Genomic DNA, 23,455 nt, shown 5'->3' with positions numbered 1-23,455 from the left:
TCCTAGTAAAAGATTAAAATATATTTTCAATAAACATACCTCTACTCCATTCTTTTTCAAAAGCAGTTTAAGCATATAAATCAAAAAGTTAAAAAGATTAAAGATGCTGTCAGAAATTAAACAAAACAGGCAATTTCTTCATTGTTCGCCAATTCGTAGTATTAGGTGAATAAATTTTAATTATGGCGTTGTTATCCATATATAGACTTTAGATTAAGGCACATTCATTGGTAGTTAAATTGTCAAGCGGCAGCGTAACAACAGGGACGGTCCCACAACTTGAGCTAAAAGGAACTCAAGACCGCCCTTATGACTCAATACAACCAACGGGTACAGTAACAACCCCCCTAGGCAACTTTAATAGGGTGTACACTACTACTGTAAATAAAACTAACAAAAGCATGTTGCTCCATACTGCTGCTAAAGTAGCTGAAACCGATCAACCTTTAGCACAACAAGCTGCTGCTCAAACAGTAGAAGTTCAACAAACAAGCACTTCAGCAACAGCACATTCATCTATTTTTAATATCAAGTCTGAACAAGATAAGTTAAAAGTGATTGACCATTGCCGTTGTAGTAATCCAAGTTCACCTATTATCAATATCCTTTCCCCATTACACCTTGAAGAAGACGGCTTAAAATCGTCAGTTATAATTGATTCAAAGGGTGGAATTAAAGAACAGGAAGGCAGATTATATTCTAATCAACCTCTCACTTTGATTTTAGACCTAACCAGTATGTCGCCCTCTCAAGTGGCTAGTTTGAATGATCTGTTAGATACGCCTCCTTCATTAAATGGTAAGTCCCTAGGTAAAAATATCTCTCGTGTTGTATTAATAAACCCTCAAATGCTGAAGTCTGGAGAATCTCAGCCTAATCAAGACTGTTGGCGCCGATTAACTCAATTTGAATCCTATCATGATTTAGATTATTTGAATGAAATACCACCAGCAGAAGACGTTACTCTTTTTCAAAATTGGTCCGTCCCATCACAGCCAACAAGTAGCTCTTTATCAGGTGACTCTGAATCTGAATATGAATCTGAATTCGATGACTTTATTTTTGTTGATGACAAGCCACACTTACAAAAGGCTTATCACGACGAAAGTAAAGCCTTTGTCATGCTTGACTCCCCTGACCTTCTCATCCCAAGAGAACAAGGTTTTGATGTACTCGAATCTCATATTCCAACAACTGACCAAGATATTGTATTCGAAGACGGCAGAGGTATACCGAGAAGAAGAATTACGATTGATTTTTCAAATGATAACTGGAAAGCACTTCTTTTTGGAGAAATCAGTATCGACAATAACGGTCAATGGTTTTTCAAAAGAGGTTATTTAACTGAATCTGATGAAGGCTGTATCCTTATTTTTAGAGATGCACCTTGGAACTCAAAAAAGTTTGTTTATGATTTACGAGAATGTCTAATCACACGCCAGTTTTCAGCCAATGGAGTAGTATTTTCTTTACCTGACGAAATGGAAATCATCAGGGAAGACACCAGCGATGATGAAATTGAAAGTCTAAAAAGTCAATTGTTAAATAAGCCTCTTCAGGTTACTCCTACACAACCACTAACTAGAAAACAGCGGATACTTGCAAAACTGCCCTTTAGGAAAAAAATCGTCCCTTTTGCTGAACCATTAGTATGTTCTGGTGTTGTTTATTTAAACGGTTCAAATCTTGATGCAATACTCTCTGACTTTAAAATTCAAAACGGAACACCTGTATACCATGATACATTCAATGAACTCATTTTTGGAAAAGCTGAGTTGTGTATCACAAGTGATCTTTCGCAACATCAGTGGTTACGATTTCTCAGGCGATTAGAAAGGTATAAGTCAATACCTAGAGTGACTGTTTGGGGGACACAAGATATTACTCCGAACCCAGATCAAGAACTTAATGTTAGTTGCCATGTATTTTCAAATGCAGCCGATTCCTTAGCATTTCAGAATAGAGAATCCATGGTATATCAAGTTACGGCTAAAGAAGACTGGGAGAGTATGTGGCAAGAATTTAAACTACAAAGCCAAGATAGATTTCAATTTCAACAAACACAAACACAACTATTTGATGCACTTGTTAATGGAAAAAAAATAACGCTATCGGGTGTTGAAAGAAATTCAAAAATCCTTGCGCAAATTGAAACTCTTTTCGCCAATCCACCCTACCTATTTTTGCACGGAAAAAAACACGAGCTTCCAAGAGCACAAGTTTCAATTCATTTAGTGTTAAACGAAAAGCAACAACAAAAGCTACCTAAACTCCTGCAATACCACAACCAACGAACAGAGCACTTAAGAGAAAGGTTTGCACTTCAATCCAGAACTCATACCCATCGACGCTTGGGTAAATTTAAATATATTTATGATCTACTCAGCGCATTACCACCAAGTCATCATCATACTTACCCCGCAACAATTCCATGGGAAGAAGCAGACTTTAATGTACTATTTGATGAGCAACTTAAAATCGAAACTCGTCAGGATGGCAGTTACCAACCCACAAATTATCATTATAAAAGAGCATTAAATACATTGATAACCAGAGCTTACAGAGGTGACGAAAAAGTTTATAACTATTTAAAAACACATTTAGAGTTTACTTACGAGCCAACAAGCCTAGAAGAAATTGATGTTAATCAACTACGACAATGGATGGGTAAAAATCAACCTCTCACAAGAGAAACATTAACCAAAAATTTCTGGTTATTGGTTAGGCATTGCCCTTTAACATATTTTGAAAAAACAATTCGTGGACGAAAATTCACTCCGACTCAAGAAGACATACATAATTTGCTTAGGTGTTTACATTCTATAGCCTTACCTTCTCAAGCAGAGCAACTACGAACTCTGGACCAGGAGCTCACTCCAATTGATGTCATTGAACGAAATTCACTATTATTTTCACAATTACGTGACGCTCTATTGGTTGCGAGCTCCAAGCGAAACAAAGCTGGCTGTATTTCGAGACAGACACAGGAATTAGCCGCATCAATTCAACCGCTAATCACTGAGTATCACACGTCTTCAGACAGGGAACAGGAACAAGCTCTATTCCTAGAAAACATAACGGCACATCTATATCGCTACTTTGACAAGGAGCTTTTAGACACTGATTTTGTGGACTTAGCCGAAGATTTACTATTTGGAACACAAAACTGCCACATTAGAGAAAATAGGCGTCTCCTCAGGATGTGTGACAGAGTTCGACATCACCCTATCGTATTTCTGCAAGGAGAAGCAGGAGCAGGAAAAAGCCACTTAGCTAAAGCAGTTTCCAATGAACTTTCAAAACAAGATCCACAATTTAAGCATTTTGATACACCATTAGTGATAAGTCTTGGACCAGAAACAACAACTTGCTCACTCTTTGGTGAACAAAAGCTGATAACGGATGCTAGCGGTGATTCACGAACTGAATTTGAAGACGGTCCAATTCTCAAGTGGGCGAAAGATAGAAACCCACAACTGCTGGTACTCGATGAAGCTAATATCGCTAAAGAAGGTGTTATCGCCACACTTGCAGGATTATGTAGAGAACCAAAACAATTATGCTATCAAGGGAGAATATATCCTCTTACTAGCAAGCACAGAGTTATCTTAACCGGGAATCCTGATTTTTATGCCGGCAGAAAGATGGATCCTGATATCAGTAGCTGTATGCTAACGGTACACTGTCGACCACTGTCTCGTGAGACACAAGGTAAACTTATCGTAAAGCCATCACTTCCATCAACATGGCCGTTAACATTTCGCAATCAGGCTTGCCATCTAGTTATACAGACATTTGAAGAGATTGCCTCTCTTATCCCAGAAGGGTTAACACCTAGAGACTTACACGAAGTATTAACAAGAATATCTTGCACACAAAATTTGCTTGTCACGCCACCTGCCGATATGACACAGGTTCATGCCATTATCTTTGACGCATTCGAGGAAGCGATAGAGCCAGGCGTTCCTTTAAAAAATAAAGGTTTACTCCTTAAATTAAAAGCTAAATTACAACAAGAATTCCCGTGTGAAAATTCAGTTCTAGATATAAAAAAGCATAACTTTAACGTATTTCTTTTAGAGCTCAGAGAACAAAATCCAAGTCTGGATTTAAGAAATGAAGCAGTATGCGCATTAGTCCAATATTACTGGTCATTCTTAAACAAAAGAAGTGCATCCAATGGCTTAGATAAAAGAGCCTTGCTAGTTGAAGGCCCATCCGGTTGGGGAAAAGATACGATTCTAGAAGCAGTATTAGAGCTCTGGGAAAAGGATGTTCCTGAATCACAAAAGTATACCCATATCAATGCCAACCCTGACAGTTGGGAAGAATCTTTACGTGAAATACAAGATGCAATGAAGCTTGGGAAAAAATTGGTTATTAGTGAACTGAATTTATTGCCAAGTGATCTAATTGAAGGCCTATTTAATGAAGTACTTACCTGCCCATCGAACCCGAATTTTTTACTATTTGCAACAATAAACCCTTCAAGTTTTGAGGGCAGAGAAGCTGCATCACCCGCCTTTAAAAACCGATGTGTAAATATCATACTCACACCTCTTACCCACTCCGATTTAGAACAGATATTACTGAATAAATTTCCTGGAAATGAAGAAGCTGTAACTTGGCTAATACAAAGATTTTCAGTATTAAATCAAGAATTACAAAAAAGTAGATCTCCAATCCCAGTTACCTTAAAAGACCTCATTCAGCTGACTTCCCTGTTGATTTTGCAACCTAAAGAGAATTGGCCAAATATACTACATAATAAATTTGGCTTATCGATGCAATCTATTGATTGGGATAGCGACGCAATTGAAAGTAATGTCCAAAAAGAATTAGAAATCGATGCAGAAGCAAGTGCTAAACTGCATGAGCGAAAACGGGATTTCAAGTCTTTGGTTACAGCTCAATCAGCTCCATCTAGACGCTCACAAAAGGGCCCCAAAATGATATATCATAGAGACGAAGGGGTTATTTGTAAGACAGTTACTTCCAAAACAAAAATAGATGGAAAGATTAAATCGGCTCCTCCTAAAGATGTAACTTTGTATTTCAAAGACTCAGATATTCCTCACGCTTTTTATCGCTCAAGAGTACAAGAGCTCGCAGTTATCGATGGCCAGTTACAGTTGACAGAAACCGTAGCAGATGAACACAACATACATCTTTCAGATACGATCGGAACATATATATCTAATGAAAACAATTCAGGATTGATTCTCACAAAACTAGGCCAACCATTCGCCCTAAGGCATTGTCAAAGACTTATCCCTGGTGAAGTTCTAGGTTGTGTAACATTTAAATTGTCCACTTCAAATTGGTCAATTTTGCCGACTTTTAGTACAGAATCCTTACTCATTTCGATAGATGCAAGACATCCAGTTAAACTGATCACTGCAAGGCATAAATTGACCCGACAATGGTTAGTTAAACTTGCTCCTCTAGCCACACCAGAGACTCAAGACGTAACGATTGATTTCACAATATTTGAACCTTGGCAAAAAACTCACTTTCTTCGATTAAGAGATCAAGTATCTTTACTCCAATCCCCTTGTCACCAACAAATCAGTCACACCTTAGATGCTGAGCTGTTTAATACCGAAGATCAAAGTAATAGTGTTATAAAGCATTTAAAGGGCATTAAATCCATGCCGACTCCTGAAGATCAGCTTAGACATTTGATACTATTTTTTAGAGGCTTTGATGCAAACAAGGATATTGAAGGTTCCATAAATGGTAACTTTGAAGTGATCATTCAATCTATTAAATCACAACAAGGGGTTTGCCTACATCGCGCTTTGGGGTTCCACCTAATTTGCCAATACCTTGGGATAAGATCCCGAATTATTTCTAATGACGTCCATTCATATATTGAGGTTGGAGTTGAAGAAGAAGGTTTATGGCGTAAAGTTGACTTAGGTGGAAAGCATAACACTGGGAAGACTTATACCCCTGATTATCTAGATATGGAGTCAGCTTCTCCAACGGTCGATGGAGAAAGTGCATATCTTAACCCTTTCTCCCCTCAAAATAATGACCCACTTACAAATGCAATGTTTGAAGCAGAAGACAGTGAAGATTTTGAAGAAACTGAGCTTGCTGAAACGCTGGAGTCAGCCCCGCTGCATAAAATATTAACATTAGAAGATTTAGAATCACCAAAAAAAAGCCAACTACGCAATTTTGAACTACTCGCAAATGCATACATAGATGCAACGACACCAGATGATCAACTTTATTTTATAGCATTGATAAAAACGCTAAAAAGTAAAAGGGTTGTACATGAATTCCATGACTTAGTTACATATTTAGATGATGTTAACAAACAAAAACTCCTCTTAAAGAATGATGGCTTAATCATAGCTGTGCTACCAGAGCTATTTAAACTCTGGTATCGACATGCAAAAGAATATGCTACCCAAAAACCGTTATACGGTCAGGATTCATTAAATAGACTCAATTACTGTATCTATCAATATTTTTTAGCTATACATGAGCTATATAGAAATAAATTGATAAATGACCAGTGCTACCTCACCTTCTGTGAAGAGAGCATAGAGCTTTTCGAAACTGAACAATTATCTATCGGACAATATTTGCCAATTTTAGAACACATAGCGCAGTACTCTTCACAGAAGCAAAGAGCAGAAAAAATTTTAGAGCAGTACTATCTAAAAATCACATCACATCTCAGTTGGTCTGATAAGGTTATCCAAGAATTGGACTGTACTCCTCCAGAAAAAGAACTCGGAGGGACAACCCATACCATAAAACAAAAGCTTGTCACAACACACGTTACATCTAGCTGGTCATGGAGAAAAGGCAACGCCATAAAGCCTGATTTGCAACGCTGGGCTCAAAAGCGTGCTCCGTATTTACATACATTTAGAGAAATAGCTAAAAAGCCAGCCGTATTGTGCCTGCCTCTGGATAGAACAAGAGATCTTGATAAAATTTTTGAAAAACACCTAAATGCACACGGTATTCTGTTTAGTGGTAAAGTCGCTGAAAAAGCTGGATTTTGGAATATTCGTAGGTTCTACCAAAAATTCGACCAAGTCGAGAAAAGCTATTTTCAATTTCTTGCTGAAGAAGTGATATCTGAAGACGGTGCCTGCGTTATTACTGTGCCGTCTAGAGCTTTTTTCCAAACAAGTTTGACTCACCTCTCCGCTGGCCATTACTCAATGAGACCTGACCGAGACTGGCTGATGTCCCTAACCAAAAGAGTTGAACCTCGAATGAGTCGTTACAGTGGCATTCAAGGGAAGTTTCTAAGTTATAAATTAAACCCTGAAAGACTTAAAAAAGCACTAAATCATTCCAATTTTTCAGTGATTCATAGTGAGACCATTGAAAAAGGGTTTGATGAATTTTTAAATACAATAGACTGGGAGGCTCTGTTACAAGATTAAGATGAACAAGAATCAAAATTGGGTTTAACACTCAAGGCAAACCGATAAACATCGTCGAGCCTACCAAAAGCAGAAAACCAAGTGCCACATTTCCCAGTAACATTTTTTCGCAGCATGAGGGGAACTTCAAAAAAGGATTCACCCTTGATTACTTTGGAAAAGTCAAAACTAAAGCTTTTCAAATCTGTCGCTAAACCTTTACCCGTTGCTTTTATAAAAGACTCTTTACAGGTCCATAAATCAAAAAATCGCTGCCGTTTTTCTTGTTCAGTTTCTAACGCTTCAAGCTGTTCTAGTTCAAGTTCTGAAAAATAGCGTTTGGCAATTGTCATGACATTAGTGTTAGACCTTTCTCGTTCTATATCGACACCAAAATAAAATGATTGGTTATCTGCTTTTCTATGAGTAATACCGATTAATAACCAGTCACCACTATGGCTGAGGTTAAATTCAATATTTTGTGAACGACTCGGCTGGTTGATAATGTATGGTTTGCCGTACTTGAGTTTTTCAAATTGCCACTGTACAGGCTTAACTTCAGCAATTTGATGTCGTTGACTGTATTCTGATAATAGCTCTCTCAAAGATGCCCTCACCCATAAGGCATGCTGTTGCATTTCTTGAGTACGAAATCCATTAACACGATCTATTTCCTCATCAGTGAGCAACTCAATGAGGCACTTATGTTGCAAATCGGATAATTGAGTCTTTTTTAAACAATGTAATTCAATCTTTTCAGAATTTTTGTTGGTGATTATATCCTTTCGCATTTTTTGTCCCACATGATTGTATCAAAGCCAAAGCTAAGGTAATCTTCATCTTCCTAAATTTAATAAGCCCATTTTATCGCTTATTAACTAAATTGTCCCAAGAGTTTATTACTGAAGGCTAAAGTTAGATGACAGCTCGTCAAAGACACGGAAATGCGACCACTACGCCTGAAATGAGGAAATTTATTCAGACCTCAGAGCTTACTGTGTCTGAGCTTTCTAAAATCCTCAACATCAGCCAAGCCACAGTTAGGAAATGGCGAAACCGTAAAGATATTGAAGATGGGGATCATACTCCACATCATCTCAATACCACGCTATCAGCGGTTGAAGAATATGTGGTGGTTGGGTTAAGAGTTCAATTGAAACTCTCATTGGATAAGCTTCTAAAAATCACGCAAGAGTTTATCAATCCGAATGTATCACGTTCAGGTTTAGCTCGTTGCCTCAAGCGTTATGGTTTTTCTCGTGGTGAACAGCCTGATTTAGATGCTGTACCAGAGCCATTTTTTAATGCCCTGCCCGTTGTCGAAGGCTCAGATATTAGCCAGTATACCCTCAATGCCGAAACCCTTGCCGAAGCGCTAAATTTGCCCAGTGCCGATGGTGATACCGTGGTTCAGGTAATGGCATTTAGTGTTCCTGACAGTATTACTAAAATTCAGCCAACTTCAGTATTTATTGGTACCGACAGTCAAAGTGATTGGGTTTACATCGATATTTATCAGGATAATGAAACCCAAGCATCGAATCGTTACATCAGTTATGTCCTAGAACAAGGTCCATTCCATTTACGCAAACTATTGGTAAAAAATTACCAGTCATTTTTAGCTCGTTTCCCTGACGCCAATACTCAAATTGTGCCCAAAAGAACAAGACCAACTGCCACAGCAGAACGAGCTAAAGCCAGTTTATTTTCCGGAGACTCAGCATGAGCCAATCATCCACTCACGACCAGCAGCAAGATAAGCGGCTAAATCGACGTTTGAAAGACACGCCTATAGCCATTGTTGGTATGGCGAGCATTTTTGCCAATTCACGATATTTAGATGAATTTTGGGATTTGATCAGCGACAAAATCGATGCCATTTCTGATGTACCAGAGACACATTGGAATGCCGATGATTACTTCGATAATAATAAGTCCACGCCAGATAAAGTCTACTGCAAACGTGGCGGCTTTATGCCTGAAGTCGACTTTAACCCAATGGAGTTTGGTCTACCACCAAATATTCTTGAACTAACCGATACCTCACAATTACTGTCTTTGGTTGTTGCAAAAGAAGTGTTGGCAGATGCAAACCTTGATGACGATTACGATAAAGATCGTATCGGTATCACTTTAGGTATTGGTGGCGGTCAGCAGATAAGCCAAAGCATGAATGCTCGACTGCAATATCCTGTGCTTCGTAAAGTTTTCAAAAACAGTGGCATCAGCGATGAAGATGCTGAAATGCTCATTCAGAAAGTTCAAGATCAATATGTACCTTGGGAAGAAAACTCCTTCCCGGGTTCACTGGGTAATGTGATTGCAGGACGCATAGCTAACCGTTTTAACCTAGGTGGTATGAACTGTGTGGTTGATGCGGCTTGTGCGGGTTCTCATGCTGCGATTCGTATGGCGGTTACCGAGCTGGTTGAAGGTCGCTCAGACATGATGATCACAGGTGGCGTTTGTACCGACAACTCTCCTTACATGTACATGAGTTTCTCAAAAACCCCCGCCTTTACCGACCAAGAAACTATTAAGCCTTTTGATGCCGACTCTAACGGCATGATGATAGGTGAAGGCATAGGCATGATCGCCATTAAACGCTTAGAAGATGCCGAGCGTGATGGTGATAGAATCTATGCCGTTATCAAAGGCGTTGGCGCTTCATCAGATGGTAAGTTTAAGAGTATTTATGCACCGCGCAGTGAAGGACAAGCTAAAGCATTAAAGCGTGCTTATGATGATGCAGGCTTTGAACCTAAAACCGTTGGCTTAATTGAAGCTCACGGCACAGGCACCGCAGCGGGTGATGTAGCAGAATTCTTCGGTTTAGATTCTGTTTTCTCTGAAGACAACGAGCAAAAACAACATATCGCCCTTGGTTCCATTAAATCACAAGTGGGACACACTAAGTCTACCGCTGGTACGGCTGGTTTAATCAAAATGGCATTAGCCATGCACCACAAAGTGTTACCACCAACCATTAGTGTTGAAAAACCGAATCCAAAATTGGATATCGAACACAGCCCGTTTTACTTAAACACCGAAACTCGACCTTGGCTGCGTGTTAACGACACACCACGTCGTGGTGGCATTAGCTCCTTTGGCTTTGGCGGCACAAATTTCCATATTGTTTTAGAAGAATACAATGCCGAGCACGATCGTGATAGCAAGTATCGCCAGCGCACTGTAGCGTCATCACTTCTTTTCAGTGCTCATAGTGTTGATGATTTGATTGATGAATTGATAAATGTTCAATCAAAAGATTTTTCGCTATCGGAATTGGCCGCCAAATATCCACTTAAAGGTATTCCATCAAGACGACCAAGATTAGGTTTCGTTGCTTCAAATATTGAGCAAGCTAGACAGCAGATTGAACAAGCTATAAAGCAGTTAAAACACAACTCAGATACGCCTTGGACATTACCTTCTGGTACGAGTTATAGACCAAGTGCCCTAGTGAACCATAAAACAATGGTTGCCGCCCTATTTGCAGGGCAAGGTTCTCAATACGTAAACATGGCAAAAGAGCTTGCGTGTAACTTCCCTGAGGTTCGTACTGAGTTCGATTCTGCCAATGCCGTTTATTCACAAAACCAACAACAACACTTATCTGAACGTGTTTTCCCTGTTCCTGTATTCACCAGCGCAGACAAAAAAGCACAGCAAGCTCAGTTAACGAATACGGCTTATGCTCAATCCGCCATTGGCGCTATGTCTATGGCTCAATTTGAATTACTGGAACAAGCTGGTTTTAGCCCTGATATGGTTGCTGGTCACAGCTTTGGTGAATTATCGGCGCTACGCGCAGCAGGCGTAATTAATCGTGACGATTATTACCAACTGACCTTTGCTCGCGGTAAAGCAATGGCCTCTGTACCAGAAGGTAAAGATGCTGGCAGTATGATGGCAGTAATTTTGCCAACGGGTTCTGATTCTGAACTCGAACAGCTCAATGAATGTCTAGCTAAGTTCAATGATGTAAAAGTTGCCAATGACAACTCAAGTAAGCAACAAGTAATTGCGGGTGGAACTGAGTCAATTGAAGCCATTGGTCCACAATTAAAAGAGCAAGGCTTTAAAGCGATTCAGCTTCCTGTATCTGGCGCATTTCATACTAAATTGGTTGCTCATGCACAGCAGCCATTTGCAGAGGCGATTCAGTCTGCAACCTTCAATGCTCCTCAATGTGATCTTTACAGCAATGCGACTGGCACTTTGTATGAAGATGACGCTGAGGTTATTCAGTCTGAGTTCCAACAGCACATGTTGCAATCAGTACGCTTCCAGCAGCAGATCAAAAACATGTACCAAGATGGTGCTCGTGTATTTGTCGAGTTTGGACCGAAAGACATTCTGCAAAAATTAGTTGCTGATAACTTAGTAAATGAAGATGAAGAAATCCTCACCATCAGCATCAACCCGAATGCCAAAGGCGACAGCGATTTACAGTTCAGACTCGCAGCGACTCAACTAGCGGTTGCTGGCATTGAACTTGAAAACATCGACCCTTATCGAGCTGAAATCAAGCGCAGTAAACCTGCCGCTGGAATGTCGGTGAAACTGTGTGGACACAACTACATCAGCGAAGCGACTAAGCAAAAAATGCAGGCTTCGCTAGAAAACGGCAAGATCCAATCTCAAATCAAGTATGTCGATCGTCCCGTTGAAAAAGTGGTCGAAAAAATTATTGAAAAACCTCTCGTTGAAAAAACTATTATTGAACAACTTCCGGAATCAAGTGTGAACAAACCAACATCCAAGCCTACAGCTTCTCAAGCAACATCAGCATCTGGTGACACACTTGATGCCTTTTTTGCTGCGCAAGATCAGGTCGCTAAGCTTCATCAGCAATTTTTAGAAATCCCACAACAATATGGTGATACTTTTGCTTCGCTAATGGCTGAGCAAGCTAAATTAGCAAGCCAAGGTTTGGCTATTCCTGAAGCATTGCAACGCTCAATGGAAATGTTCCACCAACATCAAAGTCAAACGCTGCAAAGCCATGAACAATTTATGCAACTGCAAGCCAGCCAAAACCAAGCGGCTCTTGCGATGATAAATGGTACACAGTTGCAAAGTGACAACATGAATGTCACTACGTCGCATGTAAAAAATATTCCTGTTGCTCAAACCAAAGTACAGGCAAGTGTTCAGCAACAAGCTCCTGTAATGCAGCAACCACAAACGATATCCACTCCACAGCCGATTCAAACCACTCACGTTGAAGCTCCAACTCCAATTATTGAGCCTAGCAAAGCAGGATTAAGCTCAGAACAAGTTCAAAACACCATGCTTGCTGTGGTAGCCGAAAAAACGGGCTATCCAACTGAAATGTTGGACTTAGAAATGGATATGGAAGCCGATTTAGGAATCGACTCCATTAAGCGTGTTGAAATCTTAGGTACGGTTCAAGATCAACTTCCAGAGTTACCAGAACTTAGCCCAGAAGATTTAGCCGAGTGTCGAACTTTGGGTGAAATCGTTGCTTATATGAATTCAAAATTGGATTCATCGGCTATTGTTGTGGAAACTCAAGCCGCTCAAGTAACAGCATCAACCCTAAATACAGAACAAGTTCAATCGACCATGCTTTCTGTGGTAGCCGATAAAACGGGCTATCCAACCGAGATGCTGGACTTAGAAATGGACATGGAAGCCGACTTAGGTATCGACTCAATCAAACGCGTTGAAATTCTAGGTACAGTGCAAGATCAACTACCAGAACTTCCAGAACTCAGCCCAGAAGATTTAGCCGAGTGTCGTACTCTGGGTGAAATCGTTACTTATATGAATTCAAAATTGGATTCACCTGCTATTACTGTTGAAACTCAAGCCTCTCAAGCAACAGCATCAAACTTAAGTTCAGAGCAAGTCCAATCCACCATGTTATCTGTCGTGGCTGAAAAAACGGGCTATCCAACTGAAATGCTAGAGTTAGGCATGGATATGGAAGCCGACTTAGGGATCGATTCCATTAAACGTGTTGAAATCCTAGGTACAGTGCAAGACCAGCTTCCTGAGTTACCAGAACTTAGCCCTGAAGATTTAGCCGAGTGTCGCACTCTTGGTGAAATCGTTACTTATATGAATTCAAAATTGGATTCATCAGATCCAGTTGTTGAAACCAATAACGTCAACGCAAACACTCAAGTATCAAACTTAAACGCAGATCAAGTGCAAGCAACCATGCTATCTGTTGTTGCTGACAAAACAGGCTACCCTGCTGAAATGTTAGAGCTAAGCATGGACATGGAAGCTGACTTAGGTATTGACTCCATTAAGCGTGTAGAAATTCTCGGTACAGTGCAAGATCAGCTGCCGGAATTACCTGAGTTAAACCCTGAAGACTTAGCCGAGTGTCGTACGCTTGAAGAAATCGTTACTTACATGAACTCGAAGCTGACAACGCAAGTCCAAGCGGCTGAAGTTATCGCACACACTCCTGCTGCAAACAGTGAATCAGTGAATGTAGAGCTTCCTCCACACAGCGAGGTTAGCTTAAAAAAGCTGCCAGCGGCGGCTAATTCTAAATCGGTAACCACCAGCGGTTTGTTTATCATCACTGATGATGGGCAGAACGCCGGTATTCTAGCTGAAAAGCTAACCGCAAAAGGATTAACCGTCGCAGTTGTTCATGCTCCAGAATCTATCTTGACGGCTCATTCACCGTTAAATAGTGACGTTGCCCAATTCACGCTATCTGAAATCAGTGATAACTCAATTGCTCAGACTTTATCGTCGATTCAAGAGTTAGGCAGTATTAGCGGCTTTATTCACTTACAACCAAAAGTTGATGCAGAGCGAGATATTAACCTCAATGAAACGGCGTATTCTCATGTAGAGCATGCATTCTTGTGGGCTAAACATTTACAGCCAATTCTAAATACAGCTGAGCAAAGTCAATTTGTCACAGTTTCAAGAATGGATGGTGGTTTCGGCTACTTGAATGATGAATCATTTGAACTAAATCAAGCTGCACTATCGGGGCTTACTAAAACTCTCTCTCATGAGTGGACTCAAGTGAGTTGTAAGGCATTAGATATTGATACGAATTTCGATAGCGCGGAGTTTTCCACAGCAATCATTACTGAGCTACTCGAGCAATCATCAATATCTGAAATTGGCATAAGTCAATCTGGTCGCTTTACTCTGGTAGCTGGCGAACAAGAACAGCAATTTAACGCCGCTGAAATCACTGCAACAGACAAAATTTTGGTAACAGGCGGAGCTAAAGGTGTCACCTTAGAATGTGCTTTGAAACTAGCACAAGCCACTCCAGCACACTTTATCCTAGCAGGTCGCAGCCAGCAGATTTCACACTCTGAACTGCCGACTTGGGCGCAAGGTAAAACGGCTGATGAGTTACAGGAAGCAGCCATTGCAGCCTTGGTAGCTGAAGGTAAAAAGCCAAGCCCTAAGCAAATTGATGATCTGATTTGGCCAATCAAAAGTTCACTGGAGATTGACCAAGCTATCAAACGCTTTGAGCAATTAGGCGCAAGTGCAGAATATCTATCACTAGATGTCAGTAATGCAGATGCAGTAGCAGAAACTTTAGCGCCGTTAACGGCCATCACTCCTATTACAGGATTAATCCACGGTGCTGGCGTACTAGCTGACAAGCTCATTCAAGATAAATCTCTAGACGAATTATCAAGAGTTTACGGTACCAAAGTGAATGGTCTTAACCAGTTGCTTGAAGTGTTAGAACCAGAGCAAATGAAGCTTATCGCCTTGTTCTCTTCTGCTGCTGGTTTTTATGGCAACACAGGTCAAAGTGATTACGCCATGGCGAACGAGATTTTGAATAAAACCGCCATTCAGTTAAGTCATCGCTATCCAAACTGTAAAAGCATTAGTTTTGATTGGGGTCCTTGGGACGGTGGTATGGTGAACTCTGCGCTCAAGAAAATGTTCACTGAACGTGGCGTATATGTCATTCCACTAGAAGCTGGCGCTCAGCTATTTGCTGATAAAATTCTGTCTCAATCTTCAAGCCAGCTTTTGATTGGCTCTGATATGCAAGGTAATTCGGCAAACGAACAGGACGTTCAATCAAAAAAGCCTAATGCGGATGTAATTCAGTGGGATAAAAACATCACTCTTGAGTTAGATCCGCAACAACTGGGCTTTATTGAGCATCACCAAATCAAAGGCAATCCTGTTTTACCAACTGTGTTTGCCTTAGATTGGATGCTGGAGCAAGTGGAGAGCTTAACCGATACAACTTGGTCTATTCGTCATTATCAATTACTGAAAGGTGTTGTATTTGATACAGACAAAACCAAGGCTCTGATATTACGACTTGAGCCAAAAGATGATCATCTTGTAGCGACCATAGAATGTGACGGTAAGCCTCAGTATCAAGCTGAGTTAGTTGAGGGAGTAATACCTCAACCAACTCTTGAGTTAAAAGGTATTACACCCTTTTCACAAGATGCGAGTAAGTTTTACCAAAACGGCACTTTGTTCCACGGTGAGCAGTTACAAGGTCTTAGCCAACTTAGCCATTACGATCAACAAGGTTTAATTGCTAAATTGAATATACCAAGCCCAATTAACTCTGAATTGGATAATGGTATTTGCGGCTATCATCCTGTAGCGGAAGATCAAATGCTTCAAGCTTTGTTAGTTTGGACAAAGCTCAATACAGGACATGCCTGCCTACCTGTGAGTATTGCTGAGTACCAAGCTTGCTCAGTTGAGCAAAGCAAGACAATCACAGAACTAAGGTTGAAAGTGATAAAAGCCAGTAAGCATCAAGTAATTGCTGATATTGCTTTGCTAGCCAACGATGGAACAGTTTGCGGTTTTATGAAGCAAGCAAGGGTTACTGTTAGCCCAAGTTTAGTGTTTGAACCTCACACAGAACTAAGTCAGCTAGGAGCAGGTAGTCTGTGAGTGTAAACCTAGACTTCAAACAACTCCTAGATGTGCAGCGATCATTACCTCTGGTCGCTGCCACTCGACTGTTTTATATCATCACTGGTACAAAGGTTGATGACGTACTCACGCAAGCTAAAGCGCTTTCTACTTCTACTGATTTTCTTGGCAACATGCGTGCTAACTTGCAGGGCTATCAGGCTCAGCAACCATTAGCGCTAGTACTTCAAGCATCAAACCCAGCTCAATTACTCGCAGAGATAAAAGCATTTGAGCAATCGGTCATTGCTAACCAAGGTAAACAGGATTGGCGTTTTACAACACCCAACGGAAGTTGCTTTTATTCTAAACCTCCACAAAATAAAGGCTTAACCTTTGTCTATCCGGGTGTTGGCACCGCCTACCCTAAGATGTTTTTAGGCTTGCATCAATATTTCCCTCAGCGATTTACACAATTAGCACAACGGCTTGATATCAATGCCCTGCTACAAACCAATATTTACTACTCTAACAAGACAATCAAGCCAAGTTTGAGTCAGCAAGCCATTGCTGGAGTTGGAGTCAGCTATTTATTAAGCCAACTCTTACTCGAAGACTTCAAGCTGAAACCAGAATTGGCTTTAGGTTACTCTATGGGCGAAACCGCTATGTGGGCAAGCCTTGGTGTATGGAAACAACCAGAAACCTTGATTGATGCTACGGCCAAGAGTGAAATATTCCAGCATCAAATATCAGGTTCACTCACAGCCGTTCGAAAGTTATGGCAATTAGAATCTGAACAATCAATCAACTGGAATAGCTTTTATGTAGCGGCAACAGCTGATGAAATAAAACAAGCTCTGCCAAAGTTTCCCAAAGCATATCTAGCCATTAGCCACAAAGATACCTGCATCATCGCAGGTGATGAACAAGCTTGTCGCGATTTACTCAAAACCATAGGTAAACGAGGGATTGCCACTAATATGGTTACCGCAATGCACACACCTGCATCGCAATTGGTAGAAAATGACATTCAAGCTTTTTATCAACAGCCTATAGTCGACAAACTGCCGAATATTCGTTTTATTTCAGCGTCTCAATCAGAACCATTGAATAAACAGACAATCAATGCTGAATCCATTGCAACCAGCATTGCAAATACATTTACTCAGCCGTTAGATTTTGCAAATGTCGTAGATAAATCCATATCCCATGGCAGTCGCATTTTTGTAGAGGTAGGCGCAGATAGGCAAACCACCACTTTGATCAATAAACAATTACAAGACAAGCAAGATTGCCATATCATCGCCTTGAATAGTAAGGGACAAGATACAATAACCAGCTTACTGAACGGCATTGCAAAATTAATCAGTTTACGGGTGCCACTTTCCATTGATGCCCTCACCGCCCGTTTTACCCAAGTTAAGGAGAGCCGATAGTGCCTTCGAAGCCCGAATCATCAAACTCTTTGTCTTCAAGAAAGATATCTAGAACATCAAAAAAGATTGCGATTGTAGGATTAGCTGCTCGCTATCCAAATGCTAATGATGCACAAGAGTTCTGGCAAAATTTATTAGATAAACAAGATTCGAGAACCCAACTCACCGCTGATAAACTTAACGCTCAACCTGATGATTATCGTGGGCAACAAGGCGAGTCCGATCGCTTCTATTGTGATCGCGGTGGTTACATACAAGACTTTTCCTTTGAAGCCGACGGTTATCATTTACCCGCAGATCAATTAACTCATTTAGATGACGGCTTTTTATGGGCGCTAGATTGTGGTCGTAAAGCACTTGCAGATGCCAATATCTCATTAGAGTCAACAACGCTCGCTCGCACAGGCGTGGTGATGGGCAGTTTGTCATTCCCCACTAAAACGTCAAATGAGTTAGTGCTGCCCTTATATCATCAAGCGGTTGAAAAAGGACTGCAACAAAAGTTCAATCAGCCGAATTTTAAACTTGAGTATTTTTCATCTAAACCTCAAGTCGATGCTGATATCAAAACTCACTTAGCTGCTGCACACAGTGCCTCGCAAGTTTTGCATCAAGCACTGGGATTAGGTGGTTGTCAATTAACCTTAGATGCAGCCTGTGCAAGCTCAGTTTATGCCGTAAAACTGGCGTGTGATTACCTTAACTCGGGTAAAGCTGATGTAATGCTGGCTGGTGCTATGTCTGGTGCGGATCCATTCTTTATCAATATGGGTTTCTCCATCTTTCACGCCTATCCAGATAACAACTGCTCTGCCCCTTTTGATGAAAATAGCCAAGGTTTGTTTGCAGGTGAAGGTGCTGGTGTGTTTGTCTTAAAGCGATTAGCCGATGCTGAGCGTGATGGAGACCACATCTATGGTGTCATTTCAAGTGTTGGGCTTTCTAACGACGGTAAAGGGCAATTTGTATTAAGCCCAAACTCAAAAGGTCAGGTGCTCGCTTTTGAGCGCGCTTATTCCGAGGCAGGGATTGAACCAAAAAAAGTAGAAGCCATTGAATGTCATGCTACTGGCACACCATTGGGTGATAAAGTTGAGCTCACTTCAATGGAGCAATTCTTCACAGACAAGTTAGACAATACCACTGCGCCAATGATTGGTTCAGCCAAATCGAACTTAGGTCACTTACTTACAGCTGCAGGCATGCCGGGGATCATGAAAATGATTTTCGCAATGGAGCATGAAAAACTGCCTGCAACGGTCAATTTGAACCAAGCGATTGCATCACCTAATGAGTTATTCTCAGGTAAACAAGTCCCCACTGAAACTCAAGCTTGGCCTAAAAAATCAGGCTCCGATCAAAAACACGCTGGCGTGTCGGTATTTGGTTTTGGCGGTTGTAATGCTCACTTGGTGTTAGAAAGTTATCAACCAAGCCAAGGTGATGAACCCACATATAAGCCAGGAATAACAGAATTTTTACCCTTACATATTTCAGGTATTGCCTCTCACTTTGGTCGCTTTGATTCCATCAATGCTTGGCATCAAGGGATTCAATCTGGCGAGACAGGCTTTACATCATTACCACCACTACGTTGGAAAGGCTTGCAGAACCAGCCAGAACTATTAGCACAATGGGGAATGGATCAAGTACCTCAAGGTGGTTTTATTGAAAGCTTCGACTTCGACTTTTTACGATTTAAAGTACCGCCTAATGAAGACGATCGTTTGATCGCTCAACAATTGCTATTGATCAAAGTCGCAGATGAAGCCATTCGTGATGCCAAGCTTAAAGCTGGTAGCAATGTTGCTGTACTTGTTGCAATGGAAACCGAGCCTGAATTACATCAATTCCGTGGTCGAGTTAATCTGCATACTCAAATCCGAGATAGCTTGATACAGCAAGGCATTTCACTATCGAGTGATGAATACCAACAGCTTGAATCCATTGCAATGGATTCTGTATTGGATGCTGCCAAGCTCAATCAGTACACCAGCTTTATTGGTAACATTATGGCATCTCGAATCTCATCACTATGGGACTTTAACGGACCAGCCTTTACCATTTCGGCAGCTGAGCATTCAGTGAATCGCTGTTTAGAAGTCGCTGACAATCTAATGATGCAAGATAACGTGGATGCAGTCGTTATTGCCGCGGTGGATTTAAGTGGTAGCGCTGAACAAGTGATTTTGCATCACCAAGTACAAGCGGTTAATCCTGAACCTAATCAGAGTAATGAAGGCTGGAATATTGGTGAAGGTGCGGGTGCCATTGTATTGTCTGCTGATGCGGAACAATCTTACGGACAAATTAAAGCTCTAAGTTTTGATGGTTCATTAAATAATGATGATTCACTTGTCGAATATAACTCAGCCATTGAGCTACCTCAGGCGAACCAAAGTGCAGCTCAGTCTGTTGGGCATTGTTTTGCTGCTTCTGGTATGGCATCTCTGTTACATGCACTACTCAAGTTGAACCCAGAGAAGTCAACAGCATTAGTTCAGACTCAAACGGTTTCGCAAATGTCACAGCTTCGTATAGAGCAAAGTACAACGCAACAAGATCAATTAGTCACTCGATTATCGCAAGATCTGACATGGACTGATTCAAAGCATTTGATCAAAACAGTCACTTTAGGTGGTCGAGATATTGTTGAGCATATTTGTAAAACGCCAATGGGTAATCAAGCACAACTCACTGAAAAATTTTCTAACGCATCTACTAATTCAAAAGTTGTCCAACAGCTAGAAGCAAACGATTATTCGAATTATCAAGACCAGAGTCATAGTGTGAACGCCAACAGAAACGCACATCCATGTGCTGACGACTGTGACATCCTGTCACAGACGGTTGGCTTATCCCACTATGACTCTTCATCGCTTTCTCAATTTGCATCATCTCCCCTTGAATCTGCATCTATGAATAATTTACAAGCTCTTAATCATAACCAGTCTTTAGCTCGTGAAGCTCATTTGGCTTACTTAAAAACTCGTCAGCAAGGCTTACAAATTGCCGATGCATTATTAAAGCAGCAACAAGCTCAACTGCTAAATAATGAAAACGTCATGCCTGCGCAGGCAGGCATCCAGCGTCTTTTAACTCCAGAAGAAAGTCACTGGACTCCTGCCTCCGCAGGAGCGACGGTTGAACACCCTCATTCACTAAACCAAATTACGCCTTATATCGTGCCAACTCCAGAGCAAAAACCATGTATTTGGGATTATCAAGATTTAGTTGAATATGCTGAAGGTGATATAGCGAAAGTCTTTGGTGAAGACTATGCCGTTATCGACAATTATTCACGTAGAGTGCGTCTACCCACCACAGATTATCTGTTGGTATCTCGTGTAACTAAGCTCAATGCTGCAACCAATGAATATCAACCAAGTACCATGACCACTGAATATGATATTCCTGTGAATGCTCCTTATTTAGTTGATGGTCAAATCCCGTGGGCGGTTGCCGTTGAATCAGGTCAATGCGATCTTATGTTGATCAGTTATTTAGGCATCGACTTTGAAAATAAAGGTGAACGGGTATACAGATTACTCGACTGCACCCTAACCTTCTTAGGCGATTTACCTCGCGGTGGTGATACGCTTCGCTATGACATTTCCATCAATAACTTTGCAAGTAATGGCGATACCTTGCTGTTCTTCTTCTCTTACGAGTGCTTTGTTGGCGATAAGATGATCCTGAAAATGGATGGTGGTTGTGCTGGTTTCTTTACCGATCAAGAACTGGCTGATGGCAAAGGCGTTATACGCACCGATGACGAAATTGCCACTCGCAATGCTGCACTTATGGCGACCAATAAACCTCGTTTTAAGCCTTTGATTCATTGCGGTCAAACTCAGTTTGATTACCAGCAAATAGCGAACTTATTAAACGGTAACATTGGTCAATGTTTTGGTGGTCAACATGCGGACTACCAAGCGCAACATGGCATTCAGCAATCTCTGTGCTTCGCCTCTGAAAAGTTTTTGATGATCGAGCAAGTGAATCAGCTTGATATTCACGGTGGAGCTTGGGGCTTAGGCTTTGTTGAAGGTGAAAAACAACTCGCACCCGATCATTGGTACTTTCCTTGTCACTTTAAAGACGACCAAGTAATGGCAGGTTCATTAATGGCTGAGGGTTGTGGCCAATTACTGCAATTCTTTATGCTGCACTTAGGCATGCACACTCAAGTTACCCAAGGTCGTTTCCAACCACTTAAAGATGCTTCACAAAAAGTACGCTGTCGTGGTCAGGTGTTACCACAGCATGGTACTTTGACATACCGAATGGAAGTCACCGAAATCGGCCTGCACCCTAACCCATTCGCCAAAGCGAATATTGATATTCTACTTAATGGTAAAGTGGTGGTGGATTTTCAAAACCTTGGAGTGATGATCAAAGAAGAAGTGGATTGTACTCGTTATACCGAGAACAACAATCCAATCAAAATTGATTTTGGCAACCGCCCAAATGCACCATTAATGGCTCAGATAGCCGATCACTCAGCTCCAATCAACAAAGGCGTGATTCCTATTCAGCATGTGCCTGCACCATTAAGCCCAGATTATCCAAATACTGAGCCAGATACACTGCCATATACACCTTATCATCTATTTGAATTTGCCACGGGCGATATTGAAAAGTGCTTTGGTTCTGACTTCAGTATCTATCGAGACTTGATCCCCCCTCGTACTCCTTGTGGTGACTTACAGCTAACGACAAGAGTCATCGACATTCAAGGTAAACGTGGGGATTTACGCAACCCAGCCTCTTGTATTGCTGAGTATGAAGTTCCAGAAGATGCTTGGTATTTTGAGAAAAACACGCACGATAGCTTAATGCCATATTCGGTATTAATGGAAATCTCATTACAACCCAACGGCTTTATTTCGGCATGGATGGGAACAACACTACAGTTCCCGAATGATGAACTGTTCTTCCGTAACTTAGATGGTTCGGGCGAGTTATTACGTCATGTCGATCTGCGTGGTAAAACCATAGTGAATGATTCAAAGCTGCTTTCAACCGTAGTGGCTGGCAGTAACATCATTCAGAACTTTACTTTTGAATTATCAGTAGACAATGAACCATTCTATCGAGGAAGTGCGGTATTTGGTTACTTTAAAGAGCAAGCCTTAACCCACCAGCTTGGCTTAGACAACGGCAATGTCACCCAAGCTTGGCATCACCAAAATCAAGTTTCAGCTGATGTTAAAATCAATTTGCTTGATGATGCTTGCCCGCTGTTTATCGCACAAGATGATAAACCTCATTATCGCTTAGCTGGCGGACAACTTAACTTTATCGACAAAGTAGATATTGTTCGAAATGGCGGTAAAGCCGAAAAAGGTTATCTATACGCAGAGCGCACCGTTGATGCTAGCGACTGGTTCTTCCAATTCCACTTCCACCAAGATCCCGTAATGCCAGGATCTTTAGGTGTCGAAGCTATCATCGAATTGATGCAAACCTTTGCATTGAATGAAGGGCTAGGACAAGAATTTAGCAATCCGAAATTCGGACAAATATTATCGGATATAAAATGGAAGTATCGTGGACAAATCACGCCATTGAACAAACAAATGTCACTGGATGTTCACATAACAGATATCATCCACGAACCGAACCAAGTTATCATTAAAGGTGATGCGAACTTGAGTAAAGATGGTTTAAGGATTTACGAAGTAACGGATATCGCTATTTGTGTGTATGAGGGTTAACTTTAGAATTTAAATGACAAAGATAAACAAA

At 41.0% G+C, this 23,455-nt stretch carries 6 protein-coding genes; 5 read left to right on the top strand and 1 reads right to left on the bottom strand.

Features of this window, described 5'->3' with window-relative positions; genetic code table 11:
• Positions 1-227 precede the first annotated feature (227 nt).
• Complete coding sequence (locus E2H97_RS07030; RefSeq protein WP_133406486.1) at positions 228-7,418, top strand: AAA family ATPase; 7,191 nt, start codon at positions 228-230, stop codon at positions 7,416-7,418.
• On the opposite strand, the gene E2H97_RS07025 is transcribed toward E2H97_RS07030, so the two are convergent.
• Complete coding sequence (locus E2H97_RS07025; RefSeq protein WP_133406485.1) at positions 7,415-8,188, bottom strand: 4'-phosphopantetheinyl transferase family protein; 774 nt, start codon at positions 8,186-8,188, stop codon at positions 7,415-7,417. The genes E2H97_RS07030 and E2H97_RS07025 overlap by 4 nt on opposite strands.
• Positions 8,189-8,316: 128 nt before the next feature.
• Here E2H97_RS07025 and E2H97_RS07020 point away from each other — a divergent pair, with 128 nt between their 5' ends.
• Genes E2H97_RS07020 through E2H97_RS07005 form a run of 4 tightly spaced genes read left to right on the top strand, consistent with a single transcriptional unit; the run spans position 8,317 to position 23,424 of the window.
• Positions 8,317-9,123: a helix-turn-helix domain-containing protein gene (locus E2H97_RS07020; RefSeq protein WP_133406484.1), complete on the top strand. Its 807-nt coding sequence runs from the start codon at positions 8,317-8,319 to the stop codon at positions 9,121-9,123.
• On the top strand, positions 9,120-16,304 hold the full coding sequence (locus E2H97_RS07015; protein WP_133406483.1) for a type I polyketide synthase: 7,185 nt from the start codon (positions 9,120-9,122) through the stop codon (positions 16,302-16,304). The genes E2H97_RS07020 and E2H97_RS07015 overlap by 4 nt, the downstream gene beginning before the upstream one ends.
• A complete protein-coding gene (locus tag E2H97_RS07010; RefSeq protein ID WP_133406482.1) occupies positions 16,301-17,704 on the top strand; it encodes a PfaB family protein in 1,404 nt (467 codons plus the stop codon). Before E2H97_RS07015 ends, E2H97_RS07010 begins: the two co-directional genes overlap by 4 nt.
• The gene (locus E2H97_RS07005) at positions 17,704-23,424 is read left to right on the top strand and encodes a hotdog fold thioesterase (RefSeq protein WP_246029065.1); all 5,721 of its coding nucleotides are present in this window, start codon (positions 17,704-17,706) and stop codon (positions 23,422-23,424) included. Before E2H97_RS07010 ends, E2H97_RS07005 begins: the two co-directional genes overlap by 1 nt.
• The last annotated feature ends 31 nt before the right edge of the window (positions 23,425-23,455 follow it).

Source organism: Parashewanella tropica (genome assembly GCF_004358445.1).
GTDB classification, from domain to species: Bacteria; Pseudomonadota; Gammaproteobacteria; order Enterobacterales; family Shewanellaceae; genus Parashewanella; species Parashewanella tropica.
This window is presented reverse-complemented; position numbering and strand designations above follow the sequence as displayed.